Genomic DNA, 16,838 nt, shown 5'->3' with positions numbered 1-16,838 from the left:
CTGCCGCATGAACCAGCCACGTCTTCCCCGCCATTACAGGGCACTGGTTACCGCCAATCTCGCGGTTGGAATTGCGGGCATTCTGTTGCGGCCCTTCTACCCTAAAAGCATCTTTGTAGCGATGTTCATTATGGCCACCATCCTTGCCGTTTTCTGTGGATGGACGCTGCTTCAGGAGAAGCTGAAACCCTCGACTTCGAGTGTCGAAAAACGCCTGGTAATTGTGGTCTTTGGAGTGGGTATCGGCGCAGGTGTTTGGGGCATGTACATCACCCTTCGCTCCATCCTTGAATGACCAAGCGCAGCGGAGACGACTGCATCGCCGACTGGTAACGAGGCACGGTTCCGCCACAGCCTTGCAAAAGGCGACAGGCGGCTGCTACCCCCGCGCCGCCCAAAGCAAACCGCGCTCCACAATCAAGGCCATTTCCGGCACCGCGAACTCATCCGCCGTGTGCCCAAGCGAACTGTAAAATACCTTCCCAGCGCCGTACCGCCGCTTCCAGACCACTGGCATGACAACACCATCGATCCCGGGAAAATGCGCGTCGGTGAAAGTCGTCGTCGCCAGCACCTCGTTGCTTGGGTCGACATGCATGTAATACTGCTCCGACCGGTAGGCGAAATCACTGACGCCTTTGGTGATCGGATCGTCCCGCCGGGTGACGGTTACCTGATAGTCGATGATATTGCCGGGATGCGCTACCCATTGGCCGCCGGTCATGAACTGATAGTCGGGCTCGTTGCGAAAACTGTCGCCCATCGTGCCGTGAAAGCCGCCGAGCCCGCTTCCTCCGCGAACCGCCTGCGTCAGGTTCTGCAGCTCGCCCTTCTCGATCGTCGACATGGTGATGACCGGCACGATGAGATCGTAGGACGGCAATTCCGGGTCGCCAAATAGCGCCGTGCCTTCGCCCAGCGTGACATCAAACCCGTTGCGCTCGAGCAAGGCTCGGATGACATTGGCGCTGCGCTCGGGCGTATGGCCTTCCCAGCCGCCCCAGGCAATCAGGGCCTTCTTTGGCATGCTGTGAACCTCCTGAATCGCCCGCCGCGGTCGATGGTTACACGGCGCGGCCGTCAGCGCCAGCCCAGCGCCGGCGCGGCCGTCAGCGCCAGCCCAGCGCCGGCGCGACGTGGGTCAGGATCGCCTCGATGACATGGGCGTTGTAGTCGACGCCGAGCTGGTTGGGCACGGTGAGCAGCAGTGTGTCGGCTTCGGCGATCGCCTCGTCCTGCGCCAGTTCCTTGATCAGCACGTCCGGCTCGGCAGCATAGCTGCGCCCGAAGATCGCCCTGGTGTTTTCTTCGATGAAGCCGATCTGGTCGCGGCTCTCATTGCCACGGCCGAAATAGGCGCGGTCGCGGTCATCGACCAGCGCGAAGATGCTGCGGCTGACCGAGACGCGCGGCTCGCGCGCGTGGCCGGCCGCCTTCCAAGCCTCGCGATAGACGCGGATCTGTTCGGCCTGCTGGATGTGGAAGGGTTTGCCGGTCTCGTCGAATTTGAGCGTCGAGCTTTGCAAATTCATGCCGAGCTTTGCCGCCCATTCCGAAGTGGCGTTGGTGGCGGCCCCCCACCAGATGCGCTCGCGCAGGCCTTCCGAATGCGGCTCGAGCCGCAGCAGCCCGGGCGGGTTGGGGAACATCGGCCGTGGATTGGGCTGCGCGAAGCCCTCGCCGCGCAGCGTGTCGAGAAAAACCTCGGCATGATGCCGCGCCATGTCGGCGTCGCTTTTGCCTTCCTGCGGCTGGTAGCCGAAATAGCGCCAGCCATCGATCACCTGTTCGGGCGAACCACGGCTGATGCCAAGTTGCAACCGCCCGCCGGCGATGATGTCGGCCGCACCCGCATCCTCGGCCATGTAGAGCGGATTCTCATAGCGCATGTCGATGACCGCCGTGCCGATCTCGATGCGGCTGGTCTTGGCGCCTACCGCCGCCAAAAGCGGGAATGGCGAGGCGAGCTGGCGGGCAAAATGATGCACGCGGAAATAGGCGCCGTCGGCGCCCAATTGCTCGGCGGCGACGGCGAGATCGATGGATTGCAGCAGCGCGTCGGAAGCCGAGCGCACTTGCGATTGCGACGAGGGCGTCCAGTGCCCGAATGACAGGAAACCGATTTTTTTCATGGCCCTGAAGTATATGCGAGCGGCACGTGCTTCAATGCCCAAACAGCGGGGTTACACACCGTCGCCCTGCGCGATACCAAAGTGCGCCATACCAGGGGTTGAACGCCGTGGAGGGTGGAATGCTGAAGGGGACGCGAATCGTCGAGATCGAGGCGCTCGGGCCGGCGCCCTTCGCCGGCATGCTGCTCGCCGATCTCGGCGCCGAAATCATCGTCGTCCATCGCAAGCAGGCGCCCGTGCCAGGCCTCCCCGAACGCTCGCTGCTCGATCGCGGCAAGCGCTCCATCGCGCTCGATCTCAGGGATGCCGACGATGTCGCCTTGCTGATGCACCTGATCGCCACCGCCGATGGGCTGATCGAAGGGTTCCGGCCCGGCGTCATGGAGCGTCTCGGCCTCAGCCCGGATGTCTGCCGCGCGGCCAACAAGCGGCTGGTCTACGGCCGCATGACCGGCTGGGGCCAGGACGGTCCGCTGGCCCGCACCGCCGGCCATGACATCAATTATACCGGCGTGTCGGGCGCGCTCTGGTATGCCTCCTTGCCGGGAGAGCCGCCAATGGCGCCGCCGACGCTGGTCGGTGACATCGGTGGTGGCGCGCTCTATCTGGTGATCGGCATGCTGGCAGCCATCATCAACGCGCGCGTAAGCGGTGAAGGCACCGTGGTCGACGCGGCGATTGTCGACGGTTCGGCCCACATGATGAACCTGTTGATGGCGCTTGGCCAACTCGACGGGCTTGCCGCCGAGCGCGGCAAAAGCCTTCTCGACGGGCCGCATTGGTGCCGCGTCTACCGCACCTCCGACGGCGGCTTCATCAGCGTCCAGTGCATCGAGCCGAAATTCTATGCGCTGTTCCTCGACCGGCTTGACCTCGCCGCCGATCAGCAATTCGCCAACCAATTCGATCGCAATCTCTGGCCAAACCTCGGCAACCGTCTGGCGGCGATCTTCGCCGCAAAAACCCGCGACGAGTGGACCAGCCTGTTCGAGGGCTCGGACGCTTGCGTCTCCCCAGTGCTCGATCCATGGCAGGCGGCGCTGCATCCGCACATGGCCGCGCGCGGCTCGTGGCTGAAGGTGGACGGCATCTTGCAGGCCGCCGCCGCTCCACGTTTTTCCGGATGGGCGCAAAAGACGCCGGCGAAGAGCCCCGCACGCGACGAACATGGCGCGGAGATTCGCGTCGAACTGGCGGATTCAGCCAAAAGCCATTGAAATCAAGCAGACAGCGCCGGGATCAGCGAACACGCAGCCCTTGCGCGTCGAAGATGCGTGTGCGGTTGGGCAGGAAGCGCAGCGTGATCGTCTCGCCGAAACGCGGCTGGTCCTCGCGCCGTTCGGCGACCACCGTTTCGCCGCTCGGCAGAACGCCATGCACATAGGAGGTCGATCCCAGGCGCTCGGTGACATCGACGGCAAGCGCGAGCTCAACGCCCTGCTTTTCGTCGAGATGCTCCGGCCTGATGCCCAGCGTGACCTGCTGGCCGCCGACGAGCTTCGCGACAAGATGCGAGACGTCGACCCTGGCATCACCGACGAGCACGGCTTTGCCGTCTTCAACCACGCTTGCCCTGAGGAAGTTCATGCGCGGCGAACCGATGAAGCCGGCGACGAAGGCATTGTCTGGATCGTCATAAAGCGACAGCGGCGTGCCGATCTGCTCGATCTTGCCGGCCTTGAGCACGACGATCTTGTCGGCGAGCGTCAGCGCCTCGGTCTGATCATGCGTCACATAGACCATGGTGCGGCGAATCGACTGGTGCAGGCGCTTGATCTCGGCGCGCAACTCGGTGCGCAGCGCCGCGTCGAGATTGGACAACGGCTCGTCGAACAGGAACAGCCTGGGATCGCGCACCAGCGCCCGGCCGATGGCGACGCGCTGGCGCTGACCGCCGGACAACTCGCGTGGTTTGCGACCCAGCAGGGGTTCGATCTGCAGCAGCTTCGCCACCGCATCGACCTTCTCGCCTGACGTCTTGCGGTCGAGCCCGCGCATCTTCAACGGAAAGGCGATGTTCTCGGCCACAGACATGGTCGGATAGAGCGCGTAGGACTGAAACACCATCGCCACGTCGCGCTCCCGCGCGGGAAGATTGGTAACGTTGCGGTCGCCGATGACGATGGTGCCGGAATCTATCGGGTTCAGCCCGGCAATCGCATGCAGCAGCGTCGACTTCCCGCATCCCGACGGCCCGAGCAGCACGACGAAGGAGCCCTCATCGACCTCGACCGAGACATCGTCGAGCACGTTGACCGCACCGTAGGATTTCGACACCGACCGTATAGACAAATTCGCCATCGTATCCCCTCAGCCCTTCACGCTGCCCAGCGTCATGCCGCGCACGATCTGCCCCTGCACCAGAACGCCAAGCACGATCATCGGCAGCATGATGAGCGTGGCGGCGGCCGTCAGCGCGCCCCACTGGATGCCCTGGAAGGTCAGGAACGAGGTGATGGAGACCGGCAAGGTCTGCGTGTCGCGGCCGGTCAGCACCAGGGCGACGAAGAATTCGTTCCAGGTGAACAGCACGCACAGGATCAGTGTCGCCACCATGCCGCCGCGCGCCGCAGGCAAATAGACATGCCAGAAAACGCTGAACTCGCGCGCGCCGTCGACACGGGCCGCATCGCGCAATTCCTTCGGGATGTCGTCGAAGAAGGTGATCAGCAGCGATATGGCGAACGGCACATTGACGAAGGCGTAGGCGGCGATCAGCAGCCAGTGCTGGTTGAGCGCGCCGATGCGCGTCGCCAGATAGTACATCGGAATAACGAACAGCAGCGCCGGCGCGATGCGCAGGCTGAGGATGAACTTTTCCTTGGAGCGGCGCAGGTCGCCCGGCTGCTGCGCCAGCCCATAGGCGGCGACCGAGCCGATGGCCACTGCCAGCGCGCTGGACAGGATGGAGATGATGAAGGAGTTGGCGAAGGCGCTGAGGAAGCCACGATTGGCAAACACCGTGCGGTAATTGTCGAGCGTCGGGCTGAACAGCCAGACCGGCGGGATGGCGAAGGCATCGCGCGTCGTCTTGAACGAGGTCACCACCACCCAGTAGAGCGGGAACAGCACTGCCAGCAAAAGCATGAGCAGCCCGATATAGAAAACCGCGCGCCGGCCCATCAGCGCTCTCCCGCTTTCGGAAACAGAACACTGTACATGGTCAGCAGCGCGACATTGGTGAAGATGGTCAGGATGACGGCGATGGCCAGCGCATAGGAAATGTCGAAATTGGTGAAGGCGACGATGTAGCCGTAATAGTTCAGCGTTTCGGTCGACAGCGCCGGCCCGCCGCGCGTCATGATGTAGAACAGGTCGAAGGCCTTGATGCTGTCGATCGCCCGGATCAGCGCGACGATGGCCAGCGCCCGGCGCAGCATCGGCAGCAGCACATACCAGGTCACCTGCCATTCGCGCGCGCCGTCCACGCGGGCTGCATTGAGCGGATCGGTGGGCGCTGATTCCAACGCCGCCATGACCAGCAGGATGACGAAGGGCGTCCACTGCCAGATGTCGGCGATCAGCACCGAAAACAACGCCAGTTGAGGACTGCCCAGCCAGTCAACCTGGGATATGCCGGCCAGCGACAAGAGATAATTCGCCATGCCGGTGGCGGGATCGAACAGGAAGCGCCAGGTCAGGCCGACCACCACCGGCGTCATGATGATGGGGACCAGGAGCAGCGTCCGCACCAGCCGCTTCATGGCGAAGTCGCGGTCGAGGAAGAGCACGACGCCAAGCCCGAGCGCGATCTCGATCACCGTCGCCAGCGTCGTGAACAGCACCGTGCGCCACAGTGCGGCCATGGCGCGGGGATCGCCGAAGAAGCGCAGGTAATTGTCGAGGCCGACAAACTTCTCACGCCCGGCGCGCATCAGCGACAGATCGTGCAGCGAAATCCAGATCACGAACAGCGTCAGCGCGACCGATGCCACGGTCAGGCAGACGATGATCGGCTGGAAGAAATGCTTCGTCGGATCCGACACTGTTGTCGCCACGGTCTCAATCCATCAGTTGAGGATTTCGCCCTGCCGCGCACAGGGAGCGCACGCGGCAGGGCACGCCTGCCCGCCTAGCGGGCGAGCGCGGCGTTGTTGGCCTCGTCCGCCTCCTTCAAGGCGTCAGTGGCGCTGGCCGTGCCGGCAAGCGCCTTGGAGACGGCGATGCCGGTGTTGTTGATGATCTCGTTGGCCTGTTCGACCGTCGGCAGATATTGCGGATTGCCGGCGTTGATGGCCGCGATCATGCCATCCTTGAAGGCGCCGTAGCGCTTGCCGAACGCGTCGCTGTTCAGCACAGAAAGCGAGGTCACGCCGGAATTGGGATCGGTCTCGATCGCCTTCAGCTGCTGCTCCTTGGCGGTCGCCCAGGCGGCGAACAGTGCTGCCGCTTCCTGGTTCTTGGATTCGGCCGAGACATACATCGAATGCACGGCGAGCGAGGACGAACCGCCCTTCGGCGAGGCGGACTTCATCGGCACCGGCACGTAGCCGACCTTGCCGACAACCGTCGAGACGGTCGGGTCCTCATTGTAGGCGCCGTTGACGGTGGCATCGAGCGTGATTGCCGCTTTGCCCTGCTGGAACAGCAGCCGGTTTTCTTCCCAGCCAAAATTGGCGACGCCGACCGGACCGTAATCCTTCAGCAGCTTGGTGAAGGCATCGAGTGCGGCGATGCCCTCAGGCGTTGCCAGCGCCGACTTGCCGTTGGCATCGAGGAACGAGCCACCAAAACCCCAGAGATAGGCAGCCCAGACATAGACACCCTGGATGCCTTGCTGGCCGCGCATGGTGATGCCGGCGACCTGCTTGTTGGTTTTTTCGGAAATGGTCTTGGCCGCGGTCGCGATGTCGTCGAAGGTCTTCGGCGCGGCAAGCCCGTACTGTTCGAACAGATCCTTGCGGTACATGACGAAAGTGCTCTCGCCATAGACCGGAAGCCCGTAGACCTTGCCGTCGACAACATTGGTGTTGAAGTAGCCGGGCACGAAATCGGCCTTGTCGAAGTTCTCCTTGTGCTTGGCCAGGAAATCGTCGAGCGGCACGACATAGCCTGACTTCACGAAGCCCGGCAGGTAGATGATGTTATTCTGGACGACATCGTAGCGCCCGGATTTGGACGAGAATTCAAGCAGTTCCTTAGCTGTGATGTCCTGCTCGGGCACGACTTCAAGCGCCACGTCGATGCCGGTCACCTGCTTGAATTCCGGCAGCAGCTTTTGGATGGCGTCGGTCGTCGGATGGCCTTCGAGCAGCGCCGACAATTGCACCCCGTCGAACGGCTTGTCCTGTGCCAGGGCCGGCAGGGCCGTGGCAAGCGCGGCGGCAGCCACGCCAAGCATCAATAGATTGCGTCTGTTAAGCATTTTTCGTCTCCCATTGTTGGGCCGCTTTGGCCTCGTTTCAAATTCTCTGCGTTTGTCCGAGCACCGCGCTCTAGCCGAGGCGCACGATTTCGCCGCTCTCAGCCGACTGCATCATCGCCAGTGTGAGTTCGAGCGAACGAAGACCATCGCGGCCGCTGGCGATCGGCATGTCGGCGCCGTCCAGCCAGGCAAGCAGGCTGCTGAGCTGACGCGCCAGGTCGCCGTCGAGACGGCCGTTGACGACAGGCCAGTGCTGGGTGTCGATCTCACGCGAAGTCTCATGGCTGGCGTAGTAAAGGCCGCTGTCGCCGCACTGCACCTCGAACGACCCTTCGGTGCCGATCAGCTCCATGCGGGCATCGATCATGTGGCGGGCGCCAGCCGGCAGCGACCAGGCGCTTTCGAAATTCACCACCGTGCCGCCGGAGAAGCGCACGATCGCCGCCAGGCTGTCCTGCGTGCCCGACGCGCCGAGCAGAATGTCGGTCTGCTGGGCATAGACGGAAACCGGGTGTTGCCCTTCGAGCATCCACAGCACCATGTCGACATCGTGCACGGTGACATGCAGCGCCAGCGGCAGTCTGCCGCCATAGCGCTTGGGGCCTTCGGTGCGGGCGCTGTTGCGCCGGGCATAGATGTGGATCGGGTCGCCGATCTTGCCTGAAGTCATCAGCTCCTTGGCGGCGGCGTAGCGCGGGTCGAAGCGCAGGAGATAGCCGATGCCGAGCTTGACCTTGGCCGCCTCGCAGGCCGCGATGATGGCGCGCGCATCCTCGACGGTGGAGGAGATCGGCTTTTCTACGAAGATGTTGATGCCGGCCTTGGCCACGTCAACCGCCGGCGCCAGGTGCAGATTGTCGGGCGTGCAGATCGAGACGAGGTCGAGATCGCGCTCCCCCGCCAGCAGCGCCTCATGGCTGGCGTAGACCTTGCAGCCCGGCGCCTTGGCGGCAACGGCGCCGGCCAGCTCCAGATTGGGATCGACGATCGCCGCCAGTTCGCAGCCGACCATATTGCCGAAGATCGCGGCATGCATGGAGCCCATGAAGCCCGCACCGATAACGGCGACGCGGCGGCGCTTGATCATGACTGGTTCCTCTTCAATTGCGGATTGGCGCTCCACGAAGCGACCTGGTCGACGAAGCCGCGGGTGACGGCGTCGGGCCGCGTGATAGCGCCGCCGACGACGATGAAACGGGCGCCGAGTTCGAAGCAGCGGACAGCCTCCTGCGGCGTCCAGATGCGACCTTCGGCGACAAACGGCAGGCCGGCGCCGGCAAGCTGTTCCATGAGCTGGAAATCCGGCCCGCGCTGCTGGTTGGAGTAAGGCGTGTAGCCGGCCATTGTGGTGCTGATGAGCGAAGCGCCGGCATCGAGCGCGCGCTTGCCTTCATCGAGCGTGCTGACGTCGCCCATCGACAGGCGTCCCCTCTGCGCGATCGCACCGAACATCGTCGTGAGGTCCGTCGGGCGTGGCCGGTTGGTGGCGTCGAGCGCCACGATGTCGGCGCCGGCCTCGATGACCGCCGCGACGTTGGCGAGCGTCGGGGTGATGTAGATCTCGGTGTCGCCGCGACGCGCCTTGATCAGGCCGATGATGGGAACGCCGACCTGCCTGCGGACGGCCTCTATATTCGCGGCACCCTCGATGCGCACAGCGGTGGCGCCGCCGAGGACGACCGACCGGGCAATGGCGGCAATGTGCTCGGGAGCGTCGAGCGGCATGTGGGATTCAGCCTGGCACGAGACGACCAGCGTTCCATCGAGCTGAGCGAGCACATCGCCTTGCACCTGGGGTTTCTCCTTCGAGCGTTACCCCTGCAATCAAGCGTGGATGAAACTTTTTGTCAATAAACTATTTTCGATGAAAGTTTCCGTCAGAGAGCAGCGCGACCCCCAACAGTCCCGCATCTGCGCCGGCCTGCGCGGCAACGATCGGGCGCTGGAAAACCGCCGGAAGCTTCAAGGAACGCGCCTGCAGGGCCTGGATAAAACCCTCCGCCAGCCCGACGCCGCCGCCGACCGCGAAACAGTCGATGTCGACGGAAGCCGTCAGGTCAGCGAAGCCGTCGACCAGCGCGTCGACGGCGGAAGCGATCAACTCGGCAGCCATTCCATCGCCTTGCCTGGCGGCCGCGAACAGGTCGGGCGCGCCAACCGGGCGGCCGAGCCGCTCACCGCCGCGACGGGCGAGTGCCGTGCCCGAGGCGATCGTCTCCAGGCAGCCGCGCCGGCCGCAGCCGCAGATCACGCCGCCGGGGTCGGACATCATATGCCCGGCATGGCCGGCAAGCCCGGTGGCGCCGGTCTGCAGGCGGCCGTCGATCACCAAGCCACAGCCAATGCCTGTCGAAACCGTGAAGAACGCAAAATTGCGAAAGCCGCGGCCGGCGCCGACGCTGAATTCGGCCCAGGCCGCCGCCTGCGCATCGTTGACGACCAGCGGCGCTAGGCCAAGCGCCGTTTCGAGCGCCCGGGCCAGCGGATAGCCATTCTCGATCGGCAAGGTCTGCGGATTGAGCGCGGTCAGTGCACCGTCGCGGACGATGCCGGTGGTGGCAACGGCGACAGCGTCAAGCGCATGCTTAGGCGCAAGCCCGGCAATCGCCGCGACCAGATCGTCGCCCCTGCCCGTTCTCGGCGTCGCCGTCTGGCGCCTGTCGTGCAACCGGCCGCCGCGCACTTCGGCGGCGGCGATCTTGGTCCCGCCAATGTCGATGGCGAAGACCGCACGATCAGAAGCTGCGGTCACTCACGACCTCCGCCGTGCGGCCGAGCAGCGTGAGCCGCGCCGGATCCTGCCGCATCATCTCGGCCGCCAGCGCATCGACGATCAGAAGCTGGCTGATCTTCGACGGAAACGCGCCGCCGGTCAGCGGCGTTTCCGGCCAGGACGCGATCAGGGCCAAGTCGCAGGCCGCGACCAGCGGGCTTTTCGAGCGGTTGGAAATGCCGATGACGAAGGCGCCTTGCGAGCGGGCAAGCTCCGCGATGCGTACCGCGTCGATGGTCGAGCCCGAACTCGAGATCACCACCTGCACGGCGCCCTTCTGCGTGGTTCCCGCCGCCATGACAGCCAGATGCGCGTCACCCAGCGCGCGGCTGAGCTTGCCGATGCGGGTCATCTTGTAGGCGAGGTACTGCGCCGTGATGGCGGAAGCGGCGATGCCGAAACAGTCGATTGCCGTCGCCGCCAGCAGCTGGCGCGAGGCGGTGGCGATATCTTCGCGGACGATCAGCTGTTCGGTCTCGCGCAGCGAGATGATGGCGGTTTCCACCAGCCGCTGGATGTCGTCGGTCGGCAAGCCGATGTCACGCGCCCGCTCGTCGGTCGCCAGTTCCTTGGCCAGCGCCAGCTTGAAATCCTGGAAGCCGGTAAAGCCCTGGTCGCGGCAGAAGCGCATGACGCTGGCCTCGGACGAGGCGGAGGCCTCGGCAAGCTCGGTAATGCTCTGGCGCAAGGTGGCGTCGGGCTGCGCCAGCACCGTCTCGGCGACGCGCGCCAAGGCCGGCGTCATGTCTCCGGCCGCCGCCCTCAGCGACGCTATCAGCGCATGTGTCATGAATTTCCTTTTCCCTAAAAGTGCTCCGCCACCCAGGGCGGCGGTCCGGCAAACAGCTGGTCACACAGACGTATGGCAGCCGCATCACCGATCACCTGGCCATACTGCGCCAGTTTCGAGGCATTGCGAAAGCCCGTGAATATCTGCACGAAGGCCGGCGCCTGCAGGGCAACCGTCGGACAGCCGCCGGCAGACTCGCGAACCTCGACCGCGCCACCGCTGATCGCGACCTCCAGCGCCGCCTCCGCTGGCCCGATCCGCAGTGCCAGCCTGGTGTCGTCGGCATGATAGCCGCGCTGGCGCAGCGCCGCCGCCGGGTCAAGCACCCGCAACAGCCATTCCTCCTGATGCGCGAGACGCCAGCCTTTGTCCGGCATCGCGGCCACCAGATCGTCCTGCGGCCCGCCATGCCAGCGCACGACCGGGTAGACCGAGCGGAACCTGGCCAGGAACGACAGCAGCCCTTGCGCGGCGTCCGGGGAAGCGGCGTACCAGTCACGGACATCGAGACGGGCCTCGTCGCCCATATCGAGGATCAGATAGGCCGCATCGCCTTCCGCCAGATAGGCAGCAAGCGCATCGGTCGGTTCGCGCCGCAACGCGTTCCAATGCGCCGAGCCACGGCTGAGCAGCCCGGCCTCGCGGCTCGCCTTGATGGCGTAGGCATCGGCAAGCCGTGGATCGTCCAGCTCGACGCTTTCGAAGGCGAGCCTGCTCGCCGCCGGCAGGCTGCCCGTCTCGGCTTCATAGATGATCTCATGACCGGCAAGCTCGAAACCGCTCTTGCGATAGACCGGCCGCGTCGAAGCAAACAGCGTAGCGATAGCAGCGCCTTTGCCCTGCGCCTCCGCGCACAACGCGTCGACGAAAGGCACCGCCAGCCCCTGGCCGCGACGGTCCGGCGCAATCGCCACATGCGCGATGTTGGCCGCCCGCACCGGGCTGCCGTGAAAGACATGCGCCGTCTCGAGCAGTGCCGCGCAGGCTTCCGGACGCCCACTTTCGCCGCGCAGCAGCCTGAGCGAGCCAAGCCCGACACTGGCGATATATTCCTCGGATCGTGCCTTGCTGAAGCCGAAAGCCCAGCTCAGCAGGCGCCCGATTTCGGGCGCATCCCTGGCCGTTGCCACTTCAACGGTGACAGATTTGGAGTTTTTTTTCATATTTCTCTCACGATTGGCGATTTTCATCATAGCTTGAAATCGCCAATGCGCAATGGTCGGCAACACAGCTGCGGCATCGAGCCGTCGCTTATGTCCGCAAGCTCTCGTGAGGAGACCGGCCTAAAGGCAGATCAATCTTCCACTGCCTTGACCAGCGCTTCAGTGATTTTTCTCGCTGAATAGCATCGGTGATATCGAAATATTCCTCATACCAGACCAGCCGCTGCACGCCGTAGCGACTCGTGAACTGCGACCCTTGCCCGGATTTGTGTTCGGGCATGCGACGGCCAAGATCATTGGTGACGCCGATATAGATCGTGCCGCGCTGTTTGCTCGAGGTCATGTAGACATAGCCGGTCATGGATGGACGTTAGCTGTCAAAACGAGCGCCTTCTATCCTCGACCGCTGCATTTCCGACTGACGTCACGGAATGGATCCTAGGGTCTCCGCGACGCCGCTTCGCGGCTGCTCCGCCCTAGGATGACGAAGTCAGGGGCGTTTGCGTACCCGCCATTCGCAGGCCGGCCTCCCCTGAATATCGGCATAGCCCTAGTCGGTCTGGATCCAGACTGACTTCGTCTCCAGATACTCATGCAGGTGCTCGATGCCGCCTTCGCGGCCGTAGCCGGACATCTTCATGCCGCCGAACGGCACCGCCGGGTCGATGGCATGGTACATGTTGACCCAGACCGAGCCGGCCTTGATGCGCCGCGCCAGCTTGTGCGCGGTGCCCAGATGCGTGGTGAAGATGCCGGCCGCCAGCCCGTAGGGCGTGGCATTGGCGCGCGTCACCGCCTCGTCGAGCGTATCGAACGGCATCGCTGAAATGACCGGCCCGAAAATCTCTTCGCGCGCGATGGTCATCTTGTCCGACACCGCGCCGAAGACGGTCGGCGCAATGAAATTGCCGCCGTCATAAAGCGCGCCCGTCAGCCGCGAGCCGCCGGCGACCAGTTCCGCGCCCTCATCGCGGCCGGCCTTGATATAGCCCTCCACCTTACCGGCCTGCCTGGCATTGATCAGCGGCCCGATTTCGGTCTCCGCCTCGATGCCATGGCCGATGCGCAATTTGCCGGCAAATTCGGCGACCCGGCGCACGAACTCGTCATGGATTTCGCGCGCCACGAACAGCCGCGAGCCGGCGATGCAGATCTGGCCCGAATGCACGAACACCGCCATCGCCGCGACGGGAACCGCCTTGTCGATGTCGGCGTCGCGGGAGACGATGATCGGCGACTTGCCGCCAAGCTCCAGCGAAACGCGCTTGAGGTTGGTCACGCCCGCCCGCGCGATCGCTTGTCCGGTCAGCGTCGAGCCGGTGAAGACGATCTTGTTGACGTCGGGATGTTCGGCGAGCCGCGCGCCGGCCTCGGCGCCGGTGCCAGTGACGATGTTGACGACGCCGTCGGGAACGCCGGCTTCCTGCATCAGCCGCGCGATCAAAAGCGGCGTCAGCGATGCGTCCTCGGAAGGCTTCAGCACGACGGTGCAGCCGGTGGCGAGCGCCGGCGCGATCTTCCAGATCGAGGCGGCGGTCGGCGCGTTCCATGGAATGATCGCGCCGACGACGCCGACGGGCTCGCGCCTTGTGAAGGAGACGATCTCGCCAGGGATCGAATTGTCGATGGATTCGCCATGCAACGCGGTCGCCATGCCGGCATAGAAGCGCAGCATGCCGATGACCCGGCGCCGGTTGGCCAGCGTGCGCGTGATCGGCAGGCCCATGTCGAGCGTGTCGGAAACGCTGAGCTCTTCCCAATGCGTTTCGAACAGATCGGCGATGCGCAACAGCACGCACTGCCGCTCATAGGGCGAGAATTTCGACCACGGCCCTTCGAAGGCCGCGCGCGCTGCGGCCACCGCCGCGTCAACGTCGGCGGCCGCGCCACGCGGCACCGTCGCCAACACCTCGCCCGTCGCCGGGTTGAGCGCCTGCATCTCCTCGCCGGACTGCGCCGGAACCCATTTGCCGCCGATGAACATCGGCCGGAATTCGCCGTGATAAAGCGTCGTGGCCTTCGCCCTCGGGTCGAAGCTCAGCGTCATCTCTTCCTCCTCACGAATTCCGTAGCGACTATTGCTCCAAGGCGACGCCAGCCGGTTTGCGCGCCAGCACGAAATCCCAGTTCACCGCCCAATAGGGAGACGTGAAACCAAGCTCCGCAGCACTGGTCGGGTCCGTGACCGCCTGGAAATCCGCGACCAGCGAATCCTTCACGCCAAAGACCGCGTCTTCGGCGAGATACCGGCAATCGGGCGTGAAGATATGGGTGATGACCGGGTCATAGCCCGGCGCGCTGATGATGAAATGGATATGGGCGGCCCGGTTGGGGTGGCGTCCGAGCGCCGCAAGCATCTTGCCCACGGGGCCGTCGTCCGGGATCGGGTAGTAGCGTGGCTTGACGGCCCGGTACCAGTAGTCGCCGTTCTCGCCGCTGGTGAACACGCCGCGCAGGTTCCAGTCCGGCTGCAGCCCTTTCTGCTGGACGTCGTAGAAGCCATCGTCATTGGTCTGCCAGACGTCGATCAGCGCACCGGCGACCGGTTTGCCTTCGGTATCCACCACGCGTCCGCGCACCACCAGCGGCTCGCCCTTGCCGTCCAGACAGATATTCGCACCGTGCTCGTAGCGCGGCGCCTCGGGCACATAGAATGGCCCCAGAATGGTGTTCTCCGTCGCGCCGTTCGGCCGCCGGTGATTGATGGCGTCGACCAGCATCGAGACGCCGAGCGTGTCGGACAAAAGGATGAATTCCTGCCGCCAGTCCGAACACATCTGGCCGACTTCGGTCAGGAAGGTGATGCCCTTGAGCCATTCCTCATGGGTGGGCTCGATTTCCTTGATGGCGGCGTGCAGTTGCTTGATCAGCACGCTCATCACCTCGCGCAGGCGCGGATCGACATCGGGCCCCATGCGCGCGTTGACGACATCGACCGAGGTTTCCTCCTCGAAATACGGATATTTCGGCGGCTCGGCGCGCCTGGCCTCGACTTTGCCCAAGATGATCCTCCTCCATATGTCGCCGCGCCTCACGGGCGCGGCCGTTGCCCGGCATAGGCCCGGGCGATCAGGCCCTTGATCGCTTCGCGCTCCAGCGGGCGCGGGTTCCAGTAAGGGTTGGACAGCGCCCTGTCCGTCGCAAGCTCGATGCCGCTTTGCGGCATGCCGATGTCGGCAAGCGCGCGCCGCGCGCCGACCCTTCCGGCGAGATCGTAGAGCGCCATGGCCGGGTCGTCCGTGCCGAGCACCTCGCTCAGCCTGTGCATCACATCGGGCACCGCCGGCGCATTGTAGGCAAGCGCGTGCGGAAGCACGATCGCATGCGTTTCGGCATGCGGCAGGTCGAAGCTGCCGCCGAGCGTATGGCAAAGCTTGTGATGCAGCGCCATGCCCACCGAGCCAAGGCAGATGCCGCAAAGCCAGGCGCCGTACAGCGCCTTTGCGCGCGCTTCCCGGTCCCCGGGATCGCCGGCGATGATCGGCAGGGCGGCGGCGAGCGCGCCGATTGCCTCTGCCGCCATCAGGCTGATGACCGGGTTGCGCTCGCGTGCATAAAGCGCCTCGACCGCATGTGCGACCGCATTCAAGCCGCTGGTGCCGGACATGGCCGCGGGCAGCGACAGAGTGAGGTCGATGTCGTAGATCACCACCTCCGGCAGCACTTTGGGGCTCGATTGGGTGACTTTCACCCCATCCCTGGTCTCGCCGAGGATCGGCGTCATTTCCGAGCCGGCATAGGTGGTCGGCACCACGACCTGCGGCAGGTCGGTGCGCAGCGCAATGGCCTTGGCCAGACCCGTGGTCGAGCCGCCGCCCACGGCAACGAGCCCGTCGGCCTTGAGGTCCAGGATGACGCGCAGCGCGTCCTCGGTGATCTCCACCGGCGTGTGCATCGTCGCCCGCGCATAGACGCCGGCGGCACGGCCGCCGAGCTGTTCGACGAGGCGTCGCGCCTCCAGCTCTTGCGGCGGTGTTGCCAGCACGGCGACCCGTTTCAAACCCAGCCGATCGAGTTCCGCGGGCAGCTGCTTGATGGTGCCGGATCCGAAAATGACGCGGGCCGGCTGGGCGTTGTAGACGAAGGGTTCCATGAATTCGCCTCGAGCCTAAAGCAATTCCAGGAAAAGTGTGAAACGGTTTTCCCACAGGAATTGCGTCAAAACAAATAGTTAGAGCAGTTCGCCGTTTCCGTGAAACGGTGAACTGCTCTAGCTCCGGTTGTCGACGCGCATCAGGAACGGATTGATGCTGACCGACTGCCAGACATTGGCCGCGTTGAAGGGATCGGCGGCATTGAATGCCCTGACATCCTCGATCTTTTCGGCGGAAAACACAAAGAGCGAGCCGATCATCGTCTCGCCGTCCCGGGCCAGCAGCGGACCCGAGATGACGGTCTTCACCTGTCCCAGGGCAAGATGCGCCTTGTGCGCGTCATAATTGGCCAGGCGCCTGGGCAGGGCGTCGGCATGGTCCAGGCAGTGGACGGCAAACAGTGTCACGATATTCCTCCCAAAGTGCCCGACAGACCGTTGCCGGCGATCTGAACGCAGCGCTCCCCAAAAGGGGTCGAGCGGCCTTCGAGGCTGGCGACAGGCGAGCAGAAGGTAGCCCTA

At 64.4% G+C, this 16,838-nt stretch carries 18 protein-coding genes; 2 read left to right on the top strand and 16 right to left on the bottom strand.

Annotated features, from left to right (window positions below; all coding sequences use genetic code 11):
* Window positions 1–7: 7 nt before the first annotated feature.
* Window positions 8–295, top strand: a complete 288-nt coding sequence (locus tag AC1D05_RS29575) for a hypothetical protein (protein WP_477445584.1) — start codon at window positions 8–10, stop codon at window positions 293–295.
* An 84-nt stretch (window positions 296–379) separates the two neighbouring features.
* Here the strand turns inward: AC1D05_RS29575 and AC1D05_RS29570 are convergent, their stop codons facing one another.
* On the bottom strand, window positions 380–1,027 hold the full coding sequence (locus AC1D05_RS29570; protein WP_477445582.1) for a ThuA domain-containing protein: 648 nt from the start codon (window positions 1,025–1,027) through the stop codon (window positions 380–382).
* An 82-nt stretch (window positions 1,028–1,109) separates the two neighbouring features.
* Window positions 1,110–2,132 carry an LLM class flavin-dependent oxidoreductase gene (locus AC1D05_RS29565; protein WP_172349288.1) on the bottom strand — a complete coding sequence of 341 codons (1,023 nt, stop codon included), beginning with the start codon at window positions 2,130–2,132 and terminating at the stop codon, window positions 1,110–1,112.
* 119 nt (window positions 2,133–2,251) lie between these two features.
* On the opposite strand from AC1D05_RS29565, the gene AC1D05_RS29560 reads away from it, so the two are divergent.
* Window positions 2,252–3,349: a CaiB/BaiF CoA transferase family protein gene (locus AC1D05_RS29560; RefSeq protein WP_477445580.1), complete on the top strand. Its 1,098-nt coding sequence runs from the start codon at window positions 2,252–2,254 to the stop codon at window positions 3,347–3,349.
* Between the two features lie 22 nt (window positions 3,350–3,371).
* Here AC1D05_RS29560 and AC1D05_RS29555 read toward each other — a convergent pair whose 3' ends face one another.
* From AC1D05_RS29555 to AC1D05_RS29490, 14 genes are all read right to left on the bottom strand, one after another.
* Complete coding sequence (locus AC1D05_RS29555) at window positions 3,372–4,433, bottom strand: ABC transporter ATP-binding protein (RefSeq protein WP_477445578.1); 1,062 nt, start codon at window positions 4,431–4,433, stop codon at window positions 3,372–3,374.
* Window positions 4,434–4,442: 9 nt separating this feature from the next.
* Window positions 4,443–5,255, bottom strand: a complete 813-nt coding sequence (locus tag AC1D05_RS29550; protein WP_477445576.1) for a carbohydrate ABC transporter permease — start codon at window positions 5,253–5,255, stop codon at window positions 4,443–4,445.
* Window positions 5,255–6,118 (bottom strand): carbohydrate ABC transporter permease, encoded by an 864-nt coding sequence (locus AC1D05_RS29545; RefSeq protein WP_477445574.1) that lies wholly within the window; start codon window positions 6,116–6,118, stop codon window positions 5,255–5,257. The genes AC1D05_RS29550 and AC1D05_RS29545 overlap by 1 nt, the downstream gene beginning before the upstream one ends.
* Before the next feature lie 86 nt (window positions 6,119–6,204).
* Entirely contained in the window at window positions 6,205–7,497 is a 1,293-nt protein-coding gene (locus AC1D05_RS29540) for an ABC transporter substrate-binding protein (RefSeq protein ID WP_477445572.1), read from the bottom strand.
* Between the two features lie 70 nt (window positions 7,498–7,567).
* Window positions 7,568–8,584 carry a Gfo/Idh/MocA family protein gene (locus AC1D05_RS29535; protein WP_477445570.1) on the bottom strand — a complete coding sequence of 339 codons (1,017 nt, stop codon included), beginning with the start codon at window positions 8,582–8,584 and terminating at the stop codon, window positions 7,568–7,570.
* A complete protein-coding gene (locus AC1D05_RS29530) occupies window positions 8,581–9,288 on the bottom strand; it encodes an N-acetylmannosamine-6-phosphate 2-epimerase (RefSeq protein WP_477445568.1) in 708 nt (235 codons plus the stop codon). The genes AC1D05_RS29535 and AC1D05_RS29530 overlap by 4 nt, the downstream gene beginning before the upstream one ends.
* Window positions 9,289–9,352: 64 nt before the next feature.
* Window positions 9,353–10,249 carry an N-acetylmannosamine kinase gene (locus tag AC1D05_RS29525; protein WP_477445566.1) on the bottom strand — a complete coding sequence of 299 codons (897 nt, stop codon included), beginning with the start codon at window positions 10,247–10,249 and terminating at the stop codon, window positions 9,353–9,355.
* Entirely contained in the window at window positions 10,233–11,060 is an 828-nt protein-coding gene (locus AC1D05_RS29520) for a MurR/RpiR family transcriptional regulator (RefSeq protein ID WP_140710033.1), read from the bottom strand. The genes AC1D05_RS29525 and AC1D05_RS29520 overlap by 17 nt, the downstream gene beginning before the upstream one ends.
* Window positions 11,061–11,074: 14 nt before the next feature.
* A complete protein-coding gene (locus tag AC1D05_RS29515) occupies window positions 11,075–12,223 on the bottom strand; it encodes a GNAT family N-acetyltransferase (protein WP_477445564.1) in 1,149 nt (382 codons plus the stop codon).
* A gap of 88 nt (window positions 12,224–12,311) precedes the next feature.
* Window positions 12,312–12,584, bottom strand: coding sequence for a GIY-YIG nuclease family protein (locus tag AC1D05_RS29510; protein WP_477445562.1), 273 nt, complete (start codon window positions 12,582–12,584; stop codon window positions 12,312–12,314).
* 189 nt (window positions 12,585–12,773) lie between these two features.
* Complete coding sequence (locus tag AC1D05_RS29505) at window positions 12,774–14,270, bottom strand: aldehyde dehydrogenase family protein (RefSeq protein ID WP_477445560.1); 1,497 nt, start codon at window positions 14,268–14,270, stop codon at window positions 12,774–12,776.
* A gap of 28 nt (window positions 14,271–14,298) precedes the next feature.
* The gene (locus tag AC1D05_RS29500) at window positions 14,299–15,225 is read right to left on the bottom strand and encodes an intradiol ring-cleavage dioxygenase (RefSeq protein WP_477445558.1); all 927 of its coding nucleotides are present in this window, start codon (window positions 15,223–15,225) and stop codon (window positions 14,299–14,301) included.
* A gap of 29 nt (window positions 15,226–15,254) precedes the next feature.
* Window positions 15,255–16,316, bottom strand: a complete 1,062-nt coding sequence (locus AC1D05_RS29495) for a maleylacetate reductase (RefSeq protein ID WP_477445556.1) — start codon at window positions 16,314–16,316, stop codon at window positions 15,255–15,257.
* 117 nt (window positions 16,317–16,433) lie between these two features.
* Entirely contained in the window at window positions 16,434–16,724 is a 291-nt protein-coding gene (locus tag AC1D05_RS29490) for a YciI family protein (protein ID WP_477445554.1), read from the bottom strand.
* Between the last annotated feature and the right edge of the window lie 114 nt (window positions 16,725–16,838).

It is taken from the genome of Mesorhizobium sp. P2_E9 (genome assembly GCF_056403815.1).
The sequence above is the reverse complement of the archived record's forward strand: the minus strand, read 5'-3'. Positions and strand labels throughout refer to the sequence as shown.